This window comes from Actinocorallia longicatena (genome assembly GCF_039534125.1).
Taxonomy (GTDB): Bacteria; Actinomycetota; Actinomycetes; order Streptosporangiales; family Streptosporangiaceae; genus Actinocorallia; species Actinocorallia longicatena.
On the sequence record NZ_BAAAUV010000006.1, the window covers coordinates 37,528 to 56,098 of the forward strand.

The 18,571-nt window shown below is 71.7% G+C and carries 15 protein-coding genes; 2 read left to right on the forward strand and 13 right to left on the reverse strand.

What is annotated here, in order from left to right:
- Positions 1 to 93: 93 nt before the first annotated feature.
- The 6 genes from ABD785_RS13545 to ABD785_RS13570 all read right to left on the reverse strand — a co-directional run bounded on the left by ABD785_RS13545 (position 94) and on the right by ABD785_RS13570 (position 8,599).
- Positions 94 to 1,473 (reverse strand): serine/threonine-protein kinase, encoded by a 1,380-nt coding sequence (locus ABD785_RS13545; RefSeq protein WP_344827238.1) that lies wholly within the window; start codon positions 1,471 to 1,473, stop codon positions 94 to 96.
- Entirely contained in the window at positions 1,470 to 2,225 is a 756-nt protein-coding gene (locus tag ABD785_RS13550) for an FHA domain-containing protein (RefSeq protein WP_344827241.1), read from the reverse strand. Before ABD785_RS13550 ends, ABD785_RS13545 begins: the two co-directional genes overlap by 4 nt.
- Before the next feature lie 306 nt (positions 2,226 to 2,531).
- Positions 2,532 to 4,550 carry a DUF8189 domain-containing protein gene (locus tag ABD785_RS13555; protein ID WP_344827243.1) on the reverse strand — a complete coding sequence of 673 codons (2,019 nt, stop codon included), beginning with the start codon at positions 4,548 to 4,550 and terminating at the stop codon, positions 2,532 to 2,534.
- Positions 4,551 to 4,625: 75 nt separating this feature from the next.
- Entirely contained in the window at positions 4,626 to 6,098 is a 1,473-nt protein-coding gene (locus tag ABD785_RS13560; RefSeq protein ID WP_344827245.1) for a DUF8189 domain-containing protein, read from the reverse strand.
- A gap of 11 nt (positions 6,099 to 6,109) precedes the next feature.
- Entirely contained in the window at positions 6,110 to 7,603 is a 1,494-nt protein-coding gene (locus ABD785_RS13565) for a DUF8189 domain-containing protein (RefSeq protein WP_344827247.1), read from the reverse strand.
- Between the two features lie 3 nt (positions 7,604 to 7,606).
- Entirely contained in the window at positions 7,607 to 8,599 is a 993-nt protein-coding gene (locus tag ABD785_RS13570; RefSeq protein ID WP_344827249.1) for an alpha/beta hydrolase, read from the reverse strand.
- A 194-nt stretch (positions 8,600 to 8,793) separates the two neighbouring features.
- Here ABD785_RS13570 and ABD785_RS13575 point away from each other — a divergent pair, with 194 nt between their 5' ends.
- The gene (locus tag ABD785_RS13575) at positions 8,794 to 11,220 is read left to right on the forward strand and encodes a penicillin acylase family protein (RefSeq protein ID WP_344827251.1); all 2,427 of its coding nucleotides are present in this window, start codon (positions 8,794 to 8,796) and stop codon (positions 11,218 to 11,220) included.
- A 67-nt stretch (positions 11,221 to 11,287) separates the two neighbouring features.
- Here the strand turns inward: ABD785_RS13575 and ABD785_RS13580 are convergent, their stop codons facing one another.
- The 5 genes from ABD785_RS13580 to ABD785_RS13600 form a co-directional block, all read right to left on the reverse strand.
- Positions 11,288 to 11,890, reverse strand: a complete 603-nt coding sequence (locus ABD785_RS13580; RefSeq protein WP_344827254.1) for a GTP-binding protein — start codon at positions 11,888 to 11,890, stop codon at positions 11,288 to 11,290.
- A complete protein-coding gene (locus ABD785_RS13585; RefSeq protein WP_344827256.1) occupies positions 11,871 to 12,245 on the reverse strand; it encodes a DUF742 domain-containing protein in 375 nt (124 codons plus the stop codon). The genes ABD785_RS13580 and ABD785_RS13585 overlap by 20 nt, the downstream gene beginning before the upstream one ends.
- On the reverse strand, positions 12,245 to 12,676 hold the full coding sequence (locus ABD785_RS13590) for a roadblock/LC7 domain-containing protein (RefSeq protein WP_344827258.1): 432 nt from the start codon (positions 12,674 to 12,676) through the stop codon (positions 12,245 to 12,247). The genes ABD785_RS13585 and ABD785_RS13590 overlap by 1 nt, the downstream gene beginning before the upstream one ends.
- Positions 12,673 to 15,015: a sensor histidine kinase gene (locus ABD785_RS13595; protein ID WP_344827260.1), complete on the reverse strand. Its 2,343-nt coding sequence runs from the start codon at positions 15,013 to 15,015 to the stop codon at positions 12,673 to 12,675. Before ABD785_RS13595 ends, ABD785_RS13590 begins: the two co-directional genes overlap by 4 nt.
- Before the next feature lie 322 nt (positions 15,016 to 15,337).
- Complete coding sequence (locus ABD785_RS13600) at positions 15,338 to 16,156, reverse strand: SAM-dependent methyltransferase (RefSeq protein ID WP_344827264.1); 819 nt, start codon at positions 16,154 to 16,156, stop codon at positions 15,338 to 15,340.
- A 92-nt stretch (positions 16,157 to 16,248) separates the two neighbouring features.
- Here ABD785_RS13600 and ABD785_RS13605 point away from each other — a divergent pair, with 92 nt between their 5' ends.
- Positions 16,249 to 17,019 carry a FadR/GntR family transcriptional regulator gene (locus ABD785_RS13605; protein ID WP_344827267.1) on the forward strand — a complete coding sequence of 257 codons (771 nt, stop codon included), beginning with the start codon at positions 16,249 to 16,251 and terminating at the stop codon, positions 17,017 to 17,019.
- 21 nt (positions 17,020 to 17,040) lie between these two features.
- Here ABD785_RS13605 and ABD785_RS13610 read toward each other — a convergent pair whose 3' ends face one another.
- Together ABD785_RS13610 and ABD785_RS13615 are read right to left on the reverse strand one after the other, a co-directional pair.
- Positions 17,041 to 17,853 carry a thioesterase family protein gene (locus tag ABD785_RS13610; RefSeq protein ID WP_344827271.1) on the reverse strand — a complete coding sequence of 271 codons (813 nt, stop codon included), beginning with the start codon at positions 17,851 to 17,853 and terminating at the stop codon, positions 17,041 to 17,043.
- The gene (locus ABD785_RS13615) at positions 17,850 to 18,491 is read right to left on the reverse strand and encodes a TetR/AcrR family transcriptional regulator (RefSeq protein WP_344827274.1); all 642 of its coding nucleotides are present in this window, start codon (positions 18,489 to 18,491) and stop codon (positions 17,850 to 17,852) included. The genes ABD785_RS13610 and ABD785_RS13615 overlap by 4 nt, the downstream gene beginning before the upstream one ends.
- Between the last annotated feature and the right edge of the window lie 80 nt (positions 18,492 to 18,571).

Below are 18,571 nucleotides of genomic sequence, written 5' to 3' on the forward strand. Positions count from 1 at the left end.
TCTGCCTCGCACAGATTATCTCAAATGAACATACCCGTCTTTCTGTCAGAACGAGACCTAGATCACTCACTTGGCCGAACAGCGGAATCGGTGTCAGGAGGCCGAGCGGTGCGGGCAGTCCGGAAGCGGCGGACGATCCTTCGTGCGAACGGCGGGAAGCCAGGCGGCGAAGGGAATCGAACCGGCCGGGAGCCGCACCCAGAACCACTCGGTGGACCGCACCCCGTCCTCGTCGATGATCGGCAGCCCCTGCGGCAGCCGGCACTCGGCCGTCAGGACGTCGCCGTGCCACACCCGGGTCGGCACGACGTTCCCGGGAACGTACGGGCGCCCCGGATCGATCGCCAGGCCCAGGCTGCACCGGAGGACCCGGCCGGGCAGGTCCTGGCACCCCCGCTCGGCGTTGAAGACGGTGAGTTCGCCCGCCGGCCGGAGCGCGTCCGCTCGCGGAACGTCCCCCGCGAGCGCCGCGCCCGAGGCGGCGCACAGCGCTGCGGCGACCAGGGCCGTGCGGGCCCGGCGCCGCGGGCGGGCGGGCGCGCGGCGTTCCGCCGGACGTCCGGTGGCGATGCGTTCGAGCAGGCTCTCGGCCGTGTGCAGGGCCCGCGCCTCGTGCGTCGGGGCCAGGCAGTCCGCGGCGAGCTCACGCCAGAACGGCGGGACCGCGGGATCCAGGCGGAGCGGCGCGCGTCCCGCCCCGTACTCCTGGACGGCAGCGCCGCGCGCCACCGGGGTCGCACCGGCGAAGGGCGAGCCTCCGGAGGCGAACAGCTCGTGGACGACGATGCCCAGGGCCCAGATGTCGGTGCTCGGCCGGACCTGCACGCCCTCCGCGCCGAGGGAGGCCCGCCAGCGTTCCGGCGGCAGGTAGTCGAGGGTCCCCAGGGGCGGCGCGTAGCCGTGGGTGCCGGTCAGCTCGGTCGCGAGGCCGAAGTCCGAGAGCTTCACCGAGCCGTCCCGCCCGAGCAGGACGTTCTCGGGTTTGAGATCGGCGTGCACCCAGCCTGAGCCGTGCAGATGGGCGAGCCCCTCGCAGATGCCCTCGATCAGCCGGCCGCGGTCCGCCTCGGGCACCCCGGCGTCGAGGAGGTCGCGCAGGCTGCGCGCGGCCCGTTCCATCACCAGCACGATCGCCCCGTCCAGCGACGGCCGGTCCGGCTCGCGCAGGACGAACGACTCGACGAGCCCGATCAGGCGCGGATGGGACGTCCTGCGGCCGAGTTCGATCTCCCGCTGCGCGGAGTCCAGGATCCGCCGCACCTGGCGGGGGGCGAGCCCCGCGGTCGGCATGACCTTGAGCGCGACCTCCAGGGGGCGGTCGCCGCCGCGGTCCGCGGGACGGGCGGCGTAGACCGTGGACCAGCCACCGGAACCGATCAGGTCACCGACCGTCCACGCCCCCGCCCGGTGGCCGCTCGGCAGGAGGTCCGCGGGCTCTCCGGTGATGCCGCCCGGGACGTGCAGCGCCGTCATCGCGCCGGTGGCGGGAGCAGTGTGAGGTGCTCCTCGCGGACGAGGCCGAAGCGGAGCGCGAGCCCGACGATCTCCTCGCGCTTGCCGTTGCGGCGGTCCGCCTCGTGCGCGTCCGGCGGGCGGATGCGCAGCTTCTGCTCGGCGAGGTAGTCGATGTGGGAGCTGATCGCCCGCGCCGTCAGGGTGCCGGAGGCGGTGTGCCCGTCGAGGCGCTCCACGATCTGGGGCGTGGTGGGGACCGCGATCCGCGACAGGTCGCGCAGGCGCGGCTCGCACAGGGCGACCAGGACGAGGAAGTACGTGGCCGTCTCGTCGAGGGAGTAGGCCATGACGGTTCGGCTCCCCCACGGCGCGCCCGTGGCGTCGGGGTCGAGGAAGACGTGGTCGGGCGCGAACACCTGGAAGGCGACGGGCACCTGACCGCGGGTGGGGAGCACCACCCGCGAGAACTCGAACGGGATGGGGGCGCCGACCCTGCGCGGCTGGACCCTCAGGTACTCCCCCGCCCCCTCCGGGTTCTCGACCAGGTAGCTGTGGCTGGTGCTGTGGTTCGTCAGCTGCCAGTGGTCGTCGGCCACCCGGATCTCGCCCGCCAGCCGGGACACCGCCTCGTCGTCCAGGCGGAGCTCGACGGGGGTCCGGGGGGATCCTCTTCCGAATCTCGCGACCTCCCCAGGTCCGAGCCGCAATGTCACCGGTCCGCCGCCGTCGGGGCCGTTCCCCCGCGGCAGGTGGACTACCACTCCGCTCACCGTTCACCCCCGGTTTTGCGTGTCCCGAATGTCGGACGGCCGGAACGATAGCAGCCGTCCGCGAAGGCGAACCGGAGAGTTTCAGAGTCCGCGGCCGGAGCAGCGGGGAACGGCCGGCGGCTCGCCGATCCCCCGCCGGACCGGTGCCTTTGGGGAACGGCCGGGCGTGCGCGGGCGGGCCGCGGAGCTCTCCGCGGCCCGCCGTGAGGTGGGGAAGATCACCGAACCCGGACGGGGACGGCGCGTGATCGGGCGGGGTGCGCGGCCCGGATCCGATCCCGCCGGGAGACGCGGTCCGGGCCCTGCTCAGAGGGCGGGAGCACCCGCCATGACCGGCACGATCCGGCGATCACCGAACGCCGACCAAGATCCCCAGCCGCCGCTCGGCCGGATCTGGACACGCCTGCGGACCCGGCCCTCGGCCGTGACGGCGAAGACGTGGATCCGGCCGGTGGCGTCGGCCGCGACCGCGGGTGTGCCGGCGAGCCGGAGCCCGGGTTCCCCGAACTCCGCGGCGGGGTCCCATGTCCCGCCAGGGGAGGACTGCCAGCGGTGGCTCAGCCGGGCTCCGCCGGGTGCCAGGGAGAAGACCTCCAGACGGCCGTCGAGGTTGACGGCGGGGGCGGGGGCCGCGGCGCTGAAACCGAACAGCGGGAGCCAGCCGTCCCAGCCGCCGCTGGGCACCGACTGCCGCCGGTGGAAGGTCCCCACCCCCGACGGCCCGATCGCGGTGACGGTGAGCCGGCCGCCACCGTCCCGTGCCACCCTCGGCGCCGCGCCCGCGGCGTCCCCGAAGGGGTGCCATCCGGCGGTCCAGGGGCCGTTCGGTGCCTCCTGCCAGCGGTGGAGGAGCGCGGTGCCGCCGGCCGCGAGGTGGAACGCCTCCAGCCTCCCGTCCGCGTTGGCGGCGAGGACGGGAGGCGCCCCCGCCGCTCCGCCGAATCCCGCTTCCCAGGGATCCCAGGCGAGCGATCCGGAGGTCGTCTGGCGGCGGCGGGCGATCGAGGCGCCGCCGGGGCTCAGCGCGAGGACCTCCAGCCGGCCGGCCGCATCACGGGCGACGGCGGGCGCGGAACCGGCCGGGCCGCCGAACTCCTCCCACCCGTACCAGCTCCCGTCCTGACGCTGCACCCGGTGGTGCAGGTTGGCTCCGCCCGGTGCGAGCGAGAACACCTCCAGCCGGCCGGCCGGGGTGCGGCCGAGCGTCGGGACGGCCCCCGCCGGGCCGCCGAAGACCTCCCAGTCCGACCAGGTGTCGGAGTTCGGATCGGTCTGGACGCGGCGCAGCATCGACCGGTCGCCGGCGTCGAGCGCGAAGACCGTGAGCCGGCCCGCGGCGTCGAGCCCGGCCACCGGATTGTCGAGGCTCTGCCACGGAACCGGGGCCTCTCCCCAGGTCAGGGGCGCCATGTACAGCCCCTGACGGAACCAGCCGGCGGCGCTCACATGCCAGTCGCCGCCGTCGGAGATCACCTCGACGGCATGGCCGGGGACGTGCCCGGCGTAGCCGTCGAGGCCGAAGGAGAACGGGTCGCGGGAGGCCAGCACGTCCGTGCCCTCGTAGCCGCCCCGCGGCCCGATGAACAGGTAGTACCAGCCGTCGCGTTCGACGACGAACGGCGACTCGGTCACCGAGACGGTCGTGTCGGTGCTCGCGTCGGTGAAGACGGTCTCCGGCCCGCTCCAGTGCAGCAGGTCGCCGGAGCGGCGGCAGGCGACGATGTGGTGACCGCCCGCGGCCGAGAGCTCGGTGTAGTACATGACCCACTCGCCGCCGATCCGCACCACCATCGGGTCGCGGGCGGCGATGCCGCGGAACAGCGGGCCGGACGGCTCGCGCGCCCAGGTGAACAGGTCGGTCGAGGTCGCGAGGTTGATCGCGGCGCCGCTCGAGCCTCCCGCGGCGTAGAACATCCAGTACCTTCCGCCCGCCTCGATGACGTGCGGCGCCCAGAGGTGCTCCTCGCCATAGGAGGCGTCGAGGGTGAGGGCGTCGGCGTGCGCGGTCCACGGCCCGTACGGGTCGGGGGCGGAGGCGTGGGCGAAGGTGACCTCCTTCGTGCTGTCCGGCGCCTCGCCGCGCGGCGCGCTCGCTCCGACGATGCCGAACAGGTGCCAGCGGTCCCCGGCCCGGACGAGCGTGTGGTCGTTGAGGTAGCGAGGCCCGGCGAGGGTGGACGGATCGTGGACGTAGGTGAAGGGGCCCGAGCCGATCCACCGGTGGGGCGGCACATCGCGGGCCCCGGCGCGCCCGGCGCCCAGGAGCGGGAGCGCGCCCGCCGCGGCGGCGCCGCGCAACAGGTTCCGTCTGCTGATCGGAGGCATGAGTCTCTCCAGGTGGCGGTCCCGCGGCCGGCCGTATGGGGCCGGCCGGCCGCGGGACGATGAGGGCCGGCGGGGTCAGCTGATCCCGGGACCAGCGGTGGAGTTGAGCCACGCCCAGGCGGACCAGGTCGACTGGCCGGTCTGCCAGCGGTGGAAGACCCCGTCGGGGTTGGTGCCGAAGACCTCGATCCGGCCGTCGGCGTTGGCCGCGGCGGTGACCTCGGATCCTCCGGTGCCGAAGGCGTCCCACTGGCTGTACGGGGCGTTCACCCCGCTCTGCCAGAGGTGCTGGGCGACGCTGCCGTTGATGGCGAACACCTCGACCCGGCCGTCGGGGGAACGCTCGCTGGTGAGCTGGGAGTTCGCGGGGCCGCCGGTGCCCTCCCAGCCCGACCAGGTCGTCGGGCCGGTCTGGTAGCGGTGGTAGACGCCGGCCGAGCCCGAGGCGAACACCTCGAGACGGCCGTCCTGGTTGTGGTCGACGGTCAGGTCGTGGCCGCCTCCGCCGAAGTTCTCCCACGCCGACCAGCCACCACTCACCGCGGACTGGAACAGGTGCTCGAACACGTCGCCGTTGATCGCGAAGACTTCAAGACGGCCGTCGGAGGACTTCTCCATCTCTACCGTGCTGTTGGCGGGCCCGCCGCCGGAACCCTCCCACTGTGACCAGCCGCTGTTGGGCGCCGACTGGTAGCGGTGGAAGACTCCGGACGGCCCTGAGGCGAAGACCTCCAGGCGGCCGTCGCCGTTCGCGCCGACCGCGATGTCCTTACCGCCGCCGCCGAAGTTCTCCCAGCCCGACCAGTTCCCCGACGCCGCCAGCTGGTAGCGGTGCTCGAAGACGTTCCCGTTGATCGCGAACAGCTCCAGACGGCCGTCCTTGTTCGCTCCGATCGCGAGCTGCGCTCCGGCCGGGCCGCCGACGGACTCCCACTCCGACCAGCCGCCGTTGACGGTCGTCTGCCAGGCGTGGTGGACACCGCCGGTGCCCGCCGCGAAGACCTCGAGACGGCCGTCCGCCGACCGCGCCGACACCACCCGTCCCGACTCCGCCGGATAGGCCAGCGGCCCGGGCCCGGGCTCGTGGTGGCCGAGCCGGTCCACCGCGGCCTGCGCCTCGTCCATGTGCCGCCAGTGCGCGCCCGCGTTGTAGGTCGACCACTGGTTCCAGTTCGTCCCGCCGGTGGAGATCTCGAAGGCGGCGTTGGCGTTGCACTGGGCGTCGTAGGCGCAGGCGTCGTCGACCTCGGGGTGGTAATGATCGTTGATCTGCCACAGTCCGCGGTCCCGCGACGCGGGGGTGTTGTTGTACTCGTTGGTCGCCGACGGGTCGCAGCTGGACTCCGCGAGGGCGACGGCGATGGCGGTCACCAGGCCGTCGCCGCGGAAGCCCGCGTTGTATCCGACCTCGGCGCACAGGTCGCTGCCCGCGGCGTGGGCCGGTGCCGCGGCGACGGTGATCCCCGTCGTGAGCAGCACGACGCCCATCACCGAGAGCGCGAGGCGACGGAACGCCCGCCGCACGGCTCTCACCTTTTCTCTGGTCATCTGTCGTCTCCTCAGTTGATCGCGGGGCCGGCGGTGGAGTTGAGCCAGGCCCAGGCGGACCAGGACGAGAAGCCGGTCTGCCACCGGTGGAAGACCCCGTCGGGGTTGGTGCCGAAGACCTCGATGCGGCCGTCGGCGTTCACGGCGGCGGTGACCTCGGTGCCGCCGGTGCCGAAGGACTCCCACTGGCTGTACGGGGCGTTCACGTTGGACTGCCAGAGGTGCTGGGCGACGCTGCCGTTCAGTGCGAACACCTCCACCCGGCCGTCCGGCGAGCGTTCGCTGGTGAGCTGGGAGTTCGCGGGGCCGCCGGTGCCCTCCCAGCCCGACCAGGTCGTCGGGCCGGTCTGGTAGCGGTGGTAGACGCCGGCCGAGCCCGAGGCGAACACCTCCAGGCGTCCGTCCTGGTTGTGGTCGACGGTCAGGTCGTGGCCGCCTCCGCCGAAGTTCTCCCACGCCGACCAGCCGCCGCTCACCGCGGACTGGAACAGGTGCTCGAACACGTCGCCGTTGATCGCGAAGACTTCAAGACGGCCGTCCGGGGCCTTCTCCATCTCGATGGTGCTGTCGGCGGGCCCGCCGCCGGAACCCTCCCACTGGGACCAGCCGCTGCTGGGCGCCGACTGGTAGCGGTGGAACACACCCGACGGACCCGAGGCGAAGACCTCCAGACGGCCGTCGCCGTTCGCGCCGACCGCGATGTCCCTGCCGCCGCCGCCGAAGTTCTCCCAGCCCGACCAGTTCCCCGACGCCGCCAGCTGGTAGCGGTGCTCGAAGACGTTCCCGTTGATCGCGAACAGCTCCAGACGGCCGTCGGCGTTCGCTCCGATCGCGAGCTGCGCTCCGCCGGGGCCGCCGATGGACTCCCACTCCGACCAGCCGCCGTTGACCTCGGACTGCCAGGCGTGGTGGATTCCGCCGGCCGCGGCGACGAACACCTCGAGACGGCCGTCCGAGGACCGCGCCGACACCACCCGTCCCGACTCGGCCGGATACACCAGGGGCGGAGGATGGGGGCCGGTGCCGGGGGCGCAGGGCAGTTCCACCCCGCGCTCGGCGAGGTAGGGCTCGGGATCGATGCCGTGGGAGGCGGACGGGGAGTCCCAGATCCGCAGGTGGAGATGGGGACCGTCGGAGTTGCCCTCCGCGCCCACCAGGGCGATCTCCTGCCCGGCCACCACGTGGTCGCCCTTGAGGACGAACCGCTCGTACATGTGCCCGTACTCGGAGATCGTTCCGTCCGGGTGCTGGATCCGGATCCACTGTCCGTACCCGGGTTCGAACCCAGAAATCGTCACATCGCCGTCGCCGATGGCGTAGATCGAGGATCCGTAGTTGGCGGCGATGTCGACACCGTTGTGCCCGCTGTGGAAGTGCTGGGAGACGGCCCCTGCGGCCGGGCAGGCCGCCGGGAAGTAGGCGGCGGCCGGGGACGGTGCCACCAGGACGGGCAGCAGGACCGCCGCCGTGGCGAGGGCGCAGGCCAGGGTGCGTGGGGAGGACACCGGTCAGGCCTTGCGGAGACGGCCGATGACGCCGTTGATGTCGTGCTCCAGCAGGTCGCGGCGGATGAAGTGGCCGCCGGGCCGCTCGTGCCACTCGTGGTCGATGCCCGCGTTGCCGAGCAGGGAGCGGAACTCGCGCTGCCCGGCGAGGACCTGGGTCTCGTTGGCCGTGTCGAACCAGTTGATCGGGTCGGGGCTGGTGCCGGCGACGAGGAACACCCGCTTGTTGCGGTAGCTCTCGATGCGCTGCACCGGGTTGTCGGCGGTGACCCGGGCCTGGTCCCAGAGGGGAACGCCGTAGACGGTCCCGCCGCCCAGATCCAGCGCGGCGGAGGTGGCGTTGGCCCAGTGGACGACCATCCCGTTGTCGCGGCGCAGGCTGGCGGGGCCCGAGTGGGAGCTGACCGAGGCGAAGTGGCCCCAGTACTTGGCGGCGTACTTCAGCGCGCCGAAGCCGCCCATCGAGAAACCGCCCACGGCGCGGCCGTCGTACTCGGCGAAGGTGCGGAAGTTGGCCTCGACCCACGGCAGCAGCTGGCCGATGTGGAAGGTCTCCCAGTTGCGGGGGCCGACGTTCGAGCTGACGGGGTTGGAGTACCAGCCCGCGTGGCCGCCGTCGGGCATGACCACGATGATCGGCTTGCCCGCGGTGATGTCGCGGATGTGCTCGCGGTCGAAGGTGATGAAGTCCTGGTCGGTGCCGCCGCCGTGGAAGAGGTACAGGACCGGGTAGGTGCGGCCGCTCCAGTGGTAGTCGTCCGGCAGGAGGACGTTCACCCCGGGGTTCCAGCCGATCTCGGCGGTCTGGAAACGGTAGTACCACATACGGGGGTCTCCCTCGTTGCGGTCCACGATCCGCAGGCCGAACCCGTCGCCGGCCGCGGCGGCGGGGGTGGCCCCGGCCAGGACGCCTCCGGCGCCCAGGGCCAGCGCGGCGGAGAAGCCGCCGGCCGTCTTGAGGATGTTCCTTCGGGTGGGGTCTTGGGCGCTCAACATGACCTCCTGGGTCGGGAGCCGACTTGGTGCCCGGGGCCCGGACGCCGTCGACAACGTAAGGACGAAGGCACCGGCCTGGACATCCGGAACGCTCCGGAGTGACATCCGCGGCGCCCGGCGCTTCCCTGAACCCAGCGGCCTGGGGCCGATGGGTTCAGGGAGAGGACGGCTCGATGGCTCGGAGGAGACTCAGCGTGAGGCTGCCGATGGCGGTGGTCGCCGCGATGGCGGTGATGGGCACGATGGCGGCCGTCGGGACGGCCGCCGCGGAGGAGGGGCCGGACGAACCGACCATCCGTTACACCGAGTACGGCATCCCGCACATCATCGCCAAGGACTGGGAGGGCCTCGGGACGGGCTACGGTTACGCGGCGGCCAAGGACAACATCTGCACGCTGGCCGACACCTATCTGATGGTCAACGCCCAGCGGTCCCGCTACCTGGGGCCCGCGGGCAAGGCGAGCCCCGGCCAGAGCCAGAACAGCACCACCAACCTCAACAGCGACCTGTACTTCCAGCGGATCAACGACGACCGGGTGGTGGAGCGGCAGATCGACCGGCCCGCCCCCGACGGGCCCGAGCCGGAGGTCAAGGAGACCATCCGCGGCTTCGTGCAGGGGTACAACAGGTACCTGGCCGAGACGGGCGTCGCCGGCATCACCGACCCGGCCTGCCGCGGCGCCGCCTGGGTGCGGCCGATCACGGAGCTGGACGTCTACCGGCACGCTCACGCCGAGATCATCATGGGCAGCGCCGACCCGCTGCTGGACGGCCTCGTGACCGCCCAGCCCCCGGGCGCGTCCGCCGCCAAGACGGCGGCGAAGGCCCCGGACCCGGCGAAGACCGCGAAGAAGATCCGCGAGGCGGTGGCGGCGAGCCGCGAGCAGGGCATGGGCAGCAACGCGCTCGCGGTCGGCTCGCAGGGAGTGTCGGGCGGCACCAGCATGATGCTGGCCAACCCGCACTTCCCGTGGCAGGGCAAGAACCGCATGTGGCAGAGCCACCTGACGATCCCGGGCAAGGTCAACGTCTCGGGGGCCGGGCTGCTCGGCCTTCCCGCGGTGAACATGGGCCACAACGACGACGTCGCCTGGAGCCACACCGTGGCCACCGTCGCCCCGTTCGGGCTGTTCGACGTGCAGGTGGATCCGCTGAACCCGACCTCCTACCTGGTCGACGGCGCCTGGCAGAAGATGACCTCGCAGCAGGTGGCGGTCGACGTGCTGAACGCCGACGGCACCCTCGGCAAGGTCACCAGGACGCTGTGGTCCACCCGCTACGGCCCGGTCACCGCCTCGATGCAGGGCGTCGGGCTGCCGTGGATCGTCAGCGCGCACGCGGTGCGCGACGCGAACATGGGCAACCTGCGGGCGCTGAACACCTGGTTCCGGCTCGACCAGGCCAAGAACGTCGAGGACGTCGTGACCACCCTGGAGACCACCCAGGGCGTGCCCTTCTTCAACACCGTCGCCTCCGACCGCCAGGGCAAGGCGCTCTACGCCGACATCCAGGCCACCCCGAACATCACCGACGCCCACGCGGACTCCTGCCTCACCGCGACGGGCACGCTGCTGTTCAACCAGGTGCTGCGGGCGGACGTGCCGCCGATCTCCATCTTCGACGGCAAGCGCAGCGCGTGCGACTGGCCGGACGACCCGAACGCGGCCGCGCCCGGCCTGCTGGACCCGGCCAAGCAGCCGCGCCTGATCAGGTCCGACTTCGCGGGCAACGCCAACGACAGCCCGTGGCTGGCCAACCCGGCGCAGCCGCTGACCTACCCCCGGGTGATGGGCAACACCTCGGCGCCCCGGTCGCTGCGCACCCAGGAGCTGATCCTCACCGCGCAGAACCGGATCAACGGAACCGACGGCCTGCCGGGCCGGGGCTTCACCCCGGAGACCATGGGCAAACTGCTGTTCGCCGACAACAGCAGGGCCGCCGACCTGGCGCTCAACGCCACGGTGACGATGTGCCAGAACCAGCCCTTCGGGCTCATCCTGGTGGACGGCAAGGTCGTCAACGTCAGTGAGGCGTGCCCGATCCTGGCCGCCTGGAAGGACCACGACTACTCGCTGACGGGCCGCGGCTCCTGGCTGTTCGCGAACTTCTGGGTCATCCTGCTCAACGGGCAGGGCGTCGAGAAACTACCGTGGCGGGTCCCCTTCGACCGCGACGACCCGATCCACACACCCAACTCGCTGGACTCCGGCAGCTCGGCCGTCCGTGACGCCTTCGGCCGCGCGGTCCTCGCCCTGCGCACGGCGGGCGTCCCGCTGAACGCGGCGCTGTCGGACGTCCAGAAGGTCACCCGCAACAACGAGCAGATCCCGATCCACGGCTCGGTGGGCCAGCTGGGCGTCCTGAACGTGATCACTCCCGGTCAGGTCGACGGCAAGTTCGACATCACCTTCGGCTCCAGCTTCATCCAGATCGTGCGGTTCACCGCCGAAGGCCCGCCCGAGACCCGGTCCGTCCTGACCTACTCCCAGTCGGCGAACCCCGCCTCCCCCCACTACACCGACCAGACCAAGCTGTTCTCGGCCGGGCAGTGGGTCACCGAGCGCTTCACCGACGACCAGATCGCGGCCTCCCCCGCCCTGGAGATCAAGATTCTGGACTGACCCCTCCCGGTGGTCCGGCCCGGCGGCCCTTTCGGGGGCCGCCGGGTTCAGCCGGTTTCAGCCAATGTCAGCCGGTTTCATGGTGGGCGCCGTTCAGGGCCTGCGGGGACTCGGCGATGACGTGTTCGAGGAGGCGGACGAAGACCTCGCGGGTGGAGTCCCGGCGGCGGACGTCGCACAGGAGGACGGGGACGCCCGGGTTCAGGTCGAGGGCTATCGCGATGTCGGCGGGATCGTGGGAGCCGGTGTCGGGGAAGCAGTTGACGGCGACCAGGAAGGGGACGCCGCGTTCCTCGAAGTAGTCGATGGCCGGGAAGCAGGTGGTGAGCCTGCGGGTGTCGGCCAGGACGACGGCACCGAGGGCGCCATAGGTCATCTCGTCCCACATGAACCAGAAGCGGTCCTGGCCGGGCGTCCCGAAGAGATAGAGGACGAGGTCGTCGCGGATGGTGATGCGGCCGAAGTCCATCGCCACGGTCGTCGTGGTCTTCCGGTCGACCAGCGCGAGATCGTCGACGCCCACGCTCCGCTCGGTCAGCGGTTCCTCGGTGAACAGCGGACGGATCTCGCTCACCGAGCCGACCATCGTGGTCTTGCCCACGCCGAAACCGCCCGCGATGACGATCTTCGTGGTGGTGAGGCGGGCCGTGTCAGAGGGCTCGGAGCCCATTGAGGACCTCCCGGATGATGTGGATGTCGACGGCGCCGTCGTTCCGGGCGGCGGCCGGCCTTGTGATGATCATCCCCCTGTGCCGCAGGTCGCCCAGGAGGACGCGCGTCACCCCCAGCGGGAGACGCGCGTCAGAGGCCAGGTCGACCACCGAGACGGGCCGCTGGCACAACGTGAGCAGGAGGTGGTGCTCCGGTTCCGCCCGTGACACGGCGCCGGGTTCGACCCGGGCCTGCACGACCGAGATGAGGTGGAAGGCCTCCCCTTCGGGCTCCGTCCTTCCGCGGGTCAGCGCGTAGGGCCGGACGATCGGTCCCCGCTCGACCTCCAGCCATCGGTCCGGCTGTTCTTCCATCAGCCTTCAAGACCGTGTGCGGGAACGGGGGCCTGGCGCGGGGCGGCCTCAAGATGCGCGCCGACCCGCTTGACCAGGACCGTCATCTCGTAGGCGATCTGTCCCGCGTCGGCGTCGAGGTCGGCGTCGCACAGGACGGCCAGGCAGCTTCCGTCACCCGCGGCGGTGACGAACAGCATGAACGATTCCATCTCGATGACGGTCTGCTGGATCCGTCCCCCGTTGAAGTGGCGGCCCGCGCCCCTCGCCAGGCCCTGGAGCCCGGCGGCCAGGGCCGACAGATGCTCGGCGTCCTCGCGGGTCAGGTTCTCCGAGGCGGCCATCGTGATGCCGTCCCTGGAGAGGATCACCGACTGGCGGACCGCCGGGACGTTGGACACGAACTCGTTGAGCAGCCAGTCCAGCTTGCTGCTGCCCGCCGTGGATTTCATGACATCTCCGTAGGGTTCTCGTGGTCGGCCGGGGTCACGTCGGCCTCTCTTCCTCGCCGCCACCCGCTCTGCACGGCCGACATCCGCAGCCGTGCCCGCTCGGGCGAGCGCTCGGTGACGGGCTCGCGTTCCCCGGCCTCTTCGGCGGGGTCGACCGTGCGCAGGCTCGGCGTCATGTTCACTCCGCGGGTGCGGACCGGCAGCCCCGCGTGCAGGGGGCCCTCGGCGGCGCTGCCCCGGGAGGCCTGCGCGATCCGGCGGCCGCCGGGTTCCCGGGGTCCGGCGTGGCGTCCCGTGGCGGCGGGCGAGGTTCCCGGCTTCAGCGCACGGGCGTCCGGCGGGACGGACGCCTCCCCGGCGTCCTGGACGTTGACGGCCGGGCCGCGCAGGCGGCCCGACCCGGCCTCGCGTGAGGCATTCCGGTCGCCGAGGCCGGCCGTCCCGTCGCGGGCGACGAGGATCTCGCTGGGGATCAGCACGATCGCGGTCGCGCCGCCGAACGGCGAGGGCCGCAGCATGACCTTGATGCCGTGCCTGGCCGCCAGCCTGGCGGCCACGAACAGGCCGAGCTGGTCGGTGTCGACGATGTCGAGGTCGGGCGGGTTGGCCAGCCATTCGTTGATCTGCTCGTACGCCTGCTGCGTCATTCCGAGGCCACGGTCCTCGATCTCCACGACGCAGCCGTTGCCGGCCTCGCTCGCCGAGACGTCGACCTCGGTGCCCGGCGGGGAGAAGGAGGTGGCGTTCTCGATGAGCTCGGCGAGCAGATGGATGACGTCGGTCGCGGCCGCACCGGAGACTCCGTCGTCGGTGGTCCTGACGACCGACACCCGGGTGTACTGCTCGATCTCCGCGATGGCGGCCCGCAGGACGTCGATCATCCGGACCGGCTGCTTCCAGCCGCGGGCCGGAACCGTCCCGGAGAGGATGATCAGGTTCTCCGCCTGGCGGCGCATGCGGGTCGTGAGGTGGTCGAGCTTGAACAGGTCGGCGAGGTTGTCGGCCTCGGCGCGGCTCTCCAGCTGGTCGAGCATGACGAGCTGCCGCTGGAGCAGGGACTGGTTGCGGCGGGCGATGTTCAGGAAGATCCGGCTGGACCCGCGGCGGAGGTCGGCCTCGCCGACGGCGGCCGCGACGGCGGTGCGCTGGGTCGCGGCGAAGGCCTCGGCGACCTCGCCGACCTCGCGGATCCGGCTGGGACGCCACACGGGCATCTCCTCGGCCATGTCGACCTCGGCCCCCGAACGCAGCCTGGCCACCAGATGCGGCAGCCGGCCGACCGCCAGCTCGCGGGCCTCGTCGCGCAGGCGCAGGAGCTCGCGCAGCAGGGTCCGGGCGAAGCGGACGGACAGCACGATCGACAGCAGGACGGCGATGAGCCCCAGCCCGCCGAGGAGTCCCGCGCGGAGGAGGATCCGCTCGCCGAAGGCGTCGCCCTCGTCGCCGTACTGGTCGGAGACCGCGTAGTGCGCCATGCCGATCGTGGTCTTGGCCGCCTTCACCGTGGAGCCCCACAGCGCGGGGTCGACGGTGATCCGGTTGCCGGGAGCGGCGACGATCTGCTCCTCCATGGTGCGGAGCCGCTGGTAGTCCGGGCCCTCCAGGACCTTCCGCAGGTAGGTCTCGTAGAGATCGTCGGGCATGTTGGCCCGCTCCAGGTCCCACAGGAGCCGCTGCTCGCGGACGGTGCCGACGAAGGCGTCGCGGTCGTTGCGGCTCATCTGGCCGCCGTTGGCGAAGGCGGCGGTGAGAAGGATGCTCTCCCGGGTGATGCGCTCCATCGCCCGGCCGCCGTTGATGGTCGCGTTGACCGCCCGGCTGAGCCGCTGGTCGCTGAAGACGTTCGTGGACTCGTACATCAGGTACAGCGCGTCGTACATGGCGTTGTAGGCGTCGAAGATCCGCACCCGGTCGGCCGAGCGGTCGTCGACCTGCTTGCGCACCTCGGGCAGCCGTTCGAGCTGGGCCGCCATCTCCCTGGCGCGGGTGGTGTACTCGGCGCCGTTGCCCTGGGGGCGGGACACCCGATCCACGGTCGCGCGGTACCGGGCCACGATGTCGTCGGTGCGCAGCCGCTGGCTCCTCAGCACGTCGCCTTTGGCCCTGGGCGTGGCCAGGAACTGGGCGGTATCAATGCGCTCGGCCGACAACTCCGCGTCAAGCTCTTTGTCAAGATCAGCGAGCTGCCTGCTGTCTTTGTCGAAAATGCGATTCTGCAATGCGCTGTCCACCGTGGTCACGGCGAGATAGCCCCACAGAAGTGTGAGCGTGGTCAGCGGGATCAGCAGAAGCGGAATGAGCCTCGTTCGCAGGGAGCGGCTACGGGGGGACTTGCTCATGACACTCCGTGACGAATGGCGTGGTTGCCCTCATCGCAGAGCACCGCCGATCGGCTTTCTGACGACGGGGGTCGACGAGTGGACCAGAGGCTAGCCCAACCGAACAGTGAAATCTATTTAAGTTTGGAAATAGTGCCAGAAAAGCTACAAGGCACCCAGAGGCCGCGAAACAAGATCTTCACGGTGCGAATCAGGCGGCGTCCCTATTCGCCCATTTTCCCCCATCATGGCCGATGAGAGTTTCACGAACAACTGCCGAGAGTGACGGACGGACCGAATGGCATTCTGTATTCGGCCCTGAATCGATCGGCTCGAATCGGCGTCAGGCTTTGCGCGCGACGGCGCCGACGGCCCAGTAGCCGTCCAGGTTCACGAGAGGCTCACCCGGGTCGGGACGCCAGGCCGGCAGCGGGACGAGACCCGGCGGGACGATCTCCAGGCCGTCGAGGAACCGGGCGACGTCCACCCGCTCCCTGGCCCGTTCCCGCTCCCCCGTCACCAGGCGGGTGTCGCGGTACACGTCGCCGAGCCGCTCCGCCTTCTCCCTGCACAGGTCGCCGATCGGATGGGAGAGCAGAAGATGACTGCCGGGGGCGATCCGGCCGGCCACCCGCTCGACGATCCCGGTCGCCGCCTCGTCGTCGAGGATCACCGCGAGCAGGCCCTGCATGATGACGCCCGTCGGGCGGTCGAGGTCGATCAGCTCGGCCACCTCGGGCCGGTCGAGCAGCGCGTCGGGGTTCCGCACGTCGGCGAGCAGCACGCCGGCCCCCTCCCCCTTCTCCAGGATCGCCTGGCCGTGGCGGACGACGACGGGGTCGTTGTCGACGTAGAGGACCTTCGATCCGGGCGCCGCCTCCTCGAGGATCTGGTGGACGCTTCCCCCCGTCGGCAGCCCGCAGCCGAGGTCGATGAACTGCCGCACCCCCTGCGCGGCCATGTACCTGACGGCCCGCCCGAGGAACCTCCGCCCGTCCCTGGTGATGGACTGGAGCTCCGGAGCGACCGCGAGCAGCGCGTCGCCCACCTCGCGGTCGGTGGCGAAGTTGTCCTTGCCGCCCCGCAGGTAGTCGATGATCCGCGCCTCCGACGGCACGGACGGATCGAACTGCCCCGTTTCACCGCAACCGCCATTTTTCACAGCGTCACGCTAGCATCACCGCTCGCTTTTGGAGCGTCCGGCGGGACCGGCGGACGGTCCGGGCTCCCCCGGAGATCGCTACTGTGGTGGGCGTGGTGCGACCCGATCCAGTTCGAGCCGAGGGGCCCTCCCGGGCGAAGCCCCATCAGGTCGCCGACGCGATCCGGGCGCTGATCGTCAGCGGGGAGCTCTCCGAGGGCGACTCGCTGGGCCGCGAGCCCGAGCTCATCGAGCGGTTCGGGGTCTCGAGGCCGTCCCTGCGCGAGGCCCTGCGGATCCTCGAGGCGGACGGCTTGATCACCGTCGTGCGCGGGGTGTACGGCGGCGTGATCGTCCACCAGCCGGACCAGCGGATGACCGCCCGCACCGGCTCCCTGGTCCTGCGCGCCCGCAACGTCCCGCTCGCCGACGTCTTCGAGGCCAGGGCGATGCTGGAACCGCTGGCGGTCCGCAGGATCGCCTCCCGGCGGAACCGGGCGGCCGCCCTCGCGGAACTGCGCGCCCTGATCGTCCAGGAGGAGCGTGCGATCGAGGACCCCGAGCGGTTCGGCTACGCCAACGCCGCCTTCCACGAGCGGCTGATGCAGCTCGGCGGCAACCAGACGCTCACCGTCCTCACCGAGATGCTGACCGAGATCGTGGTCCGGTCGGTCGCCGAGGTGAGCCGGGCGGACGACCCCACGGGCTCGGTGGCCGTCCGCCGCCGGGGACTGCGCTCGCAGCGGCGGCTCCTCGAGCTGATCGAGGCCGGAGACGCCACCGCCGCCGAGGAGCACTGGCGCAGCCACATGGCCGTCGTCGGCCGGGTCATGCTGGGACAGCGCGCTTCGAAGGTCGTCGAGCTCCTCGTCCGCGACCCCTGAGCGGCGCACTCCGCGGGCGGGCTACTCGCGGACGACGCGTTCGCGTTCCTCCACCACCTGGGTCTGCGCCGAGCGTCCGAGCGGTCCCGAACGGTCGTAGAGGTCGCCGGCCCCCAGTCCGCGGCCGTTCGGTCCGACCGTACCTGTGCTGATGAGGCCCACCCAGGAGCCGGACAGCTCACGCGGCAGGTGCAGGGTCAGCTCGGTGTTCATGTAGCTCCACCGGTCGAACGGGAGCATCGCTCCCGTCGCGGCCGAGCCGTAGTCCGCCGCGGCGGCGATCCGGGAGAGGGGCGGCGTCGGCTCGCCCTCCACCACGGAGACCAGGAGGTTGATCCACATGCCGACCGTGTTCGCCCCGAGGTCCGCCGAGCGCAGCGACCGGACGGACACCGCGCCGCTGTCGAAGGAGTCCCAGCCGATCGCCTCCCGCACCCCGGGCCGCGGCCGGCTCAGATCCGGTTCGGGAAGCCCGGCGAACGGGCCCGCGGCGCCGGCCAGGCCGGCGGGCAGATCGAGGACGGCTTCCCGGACCGCGACGCACCGGGCCTCGGCCACGGGGGTGCCGCCCTCCAGCAGGGTGACCGACTGGCGCACCACCCGGCGGCCGCCCTCGGGCGGTGAGACCTCCAGGGTCAGCGGCTTGGCGGGCACCGGTGCGAGCAGCTCGAAGGTGACCCGGGCCGGATTCCAGCCGGGAACCTGGATCGCGCTCGCGAGCAGGGCCGCGACCGCGCCCCCGTGCAGCGCGTCCGGCCGCCAGGGGCCCCGCGCGTGGTCGGTGGGCAGGAGCTGCGAGCCCGACCGTTCGAAGAGCGCGCCGGGGCCGCTCATGAGGCGGCCCTCGGCTCGGCGGCCCCGGCCCGGACCGGGTTGACGACGGCGCCGACACCGGGTGCCAGCCATCGGCGCAGGAAGTCGCGGAACTGTTCCGTCGTCCGCTCGGGGCCGCCCGGATCGAGCAGGAAGGACTGGATGACGCGGAGCGTCCACTCGATCAGCTCCTCGCGCTGCGCGGGGCTGATGCCCGAGGCGTCCCAGTCGACCCCCGCCTGGTCCAGCAGGGTCCGGCCGATGGTGCGGGCGGCGTCGGAGGTGACGCCCTGGAGCAGGGAGTTGCGGCCCGAACCGCCCAGCAGCAGCCGCAGGTACGGCTCGCTCGGGATGTGGCGGACCGTGTAGACCACGGCCTCGACCAGCGCCTCACCGGGATCGTCGATCCTGCGGAGCCTGCGGGACAGACGCTTCAGGAACGGCTTGGTGCCCTCCAGCGCGGCCGCCGTCAGCAGGGCGTCGGTACCGGGGAAGTAGCGGTACACCGTCGGACGGCTGATGCCCAGGGCCGTCGCGACGTGGGCGATCGTCGTGGTGCCGCCCAGTTCCTCGACGCAGCGATGCGTCATGTCCATGATCCGGGCGACGGCCTCCGCATCGCTCGCCGGAGGTGATCCACCCCATCCGTGTGTCCGCATGGGGTGAAGGTACCGCGTCCCTTGACAAGACACCAAGTAAAATGTGTAACGTCGTGGCGAATCCTCCACCACCCCGGACG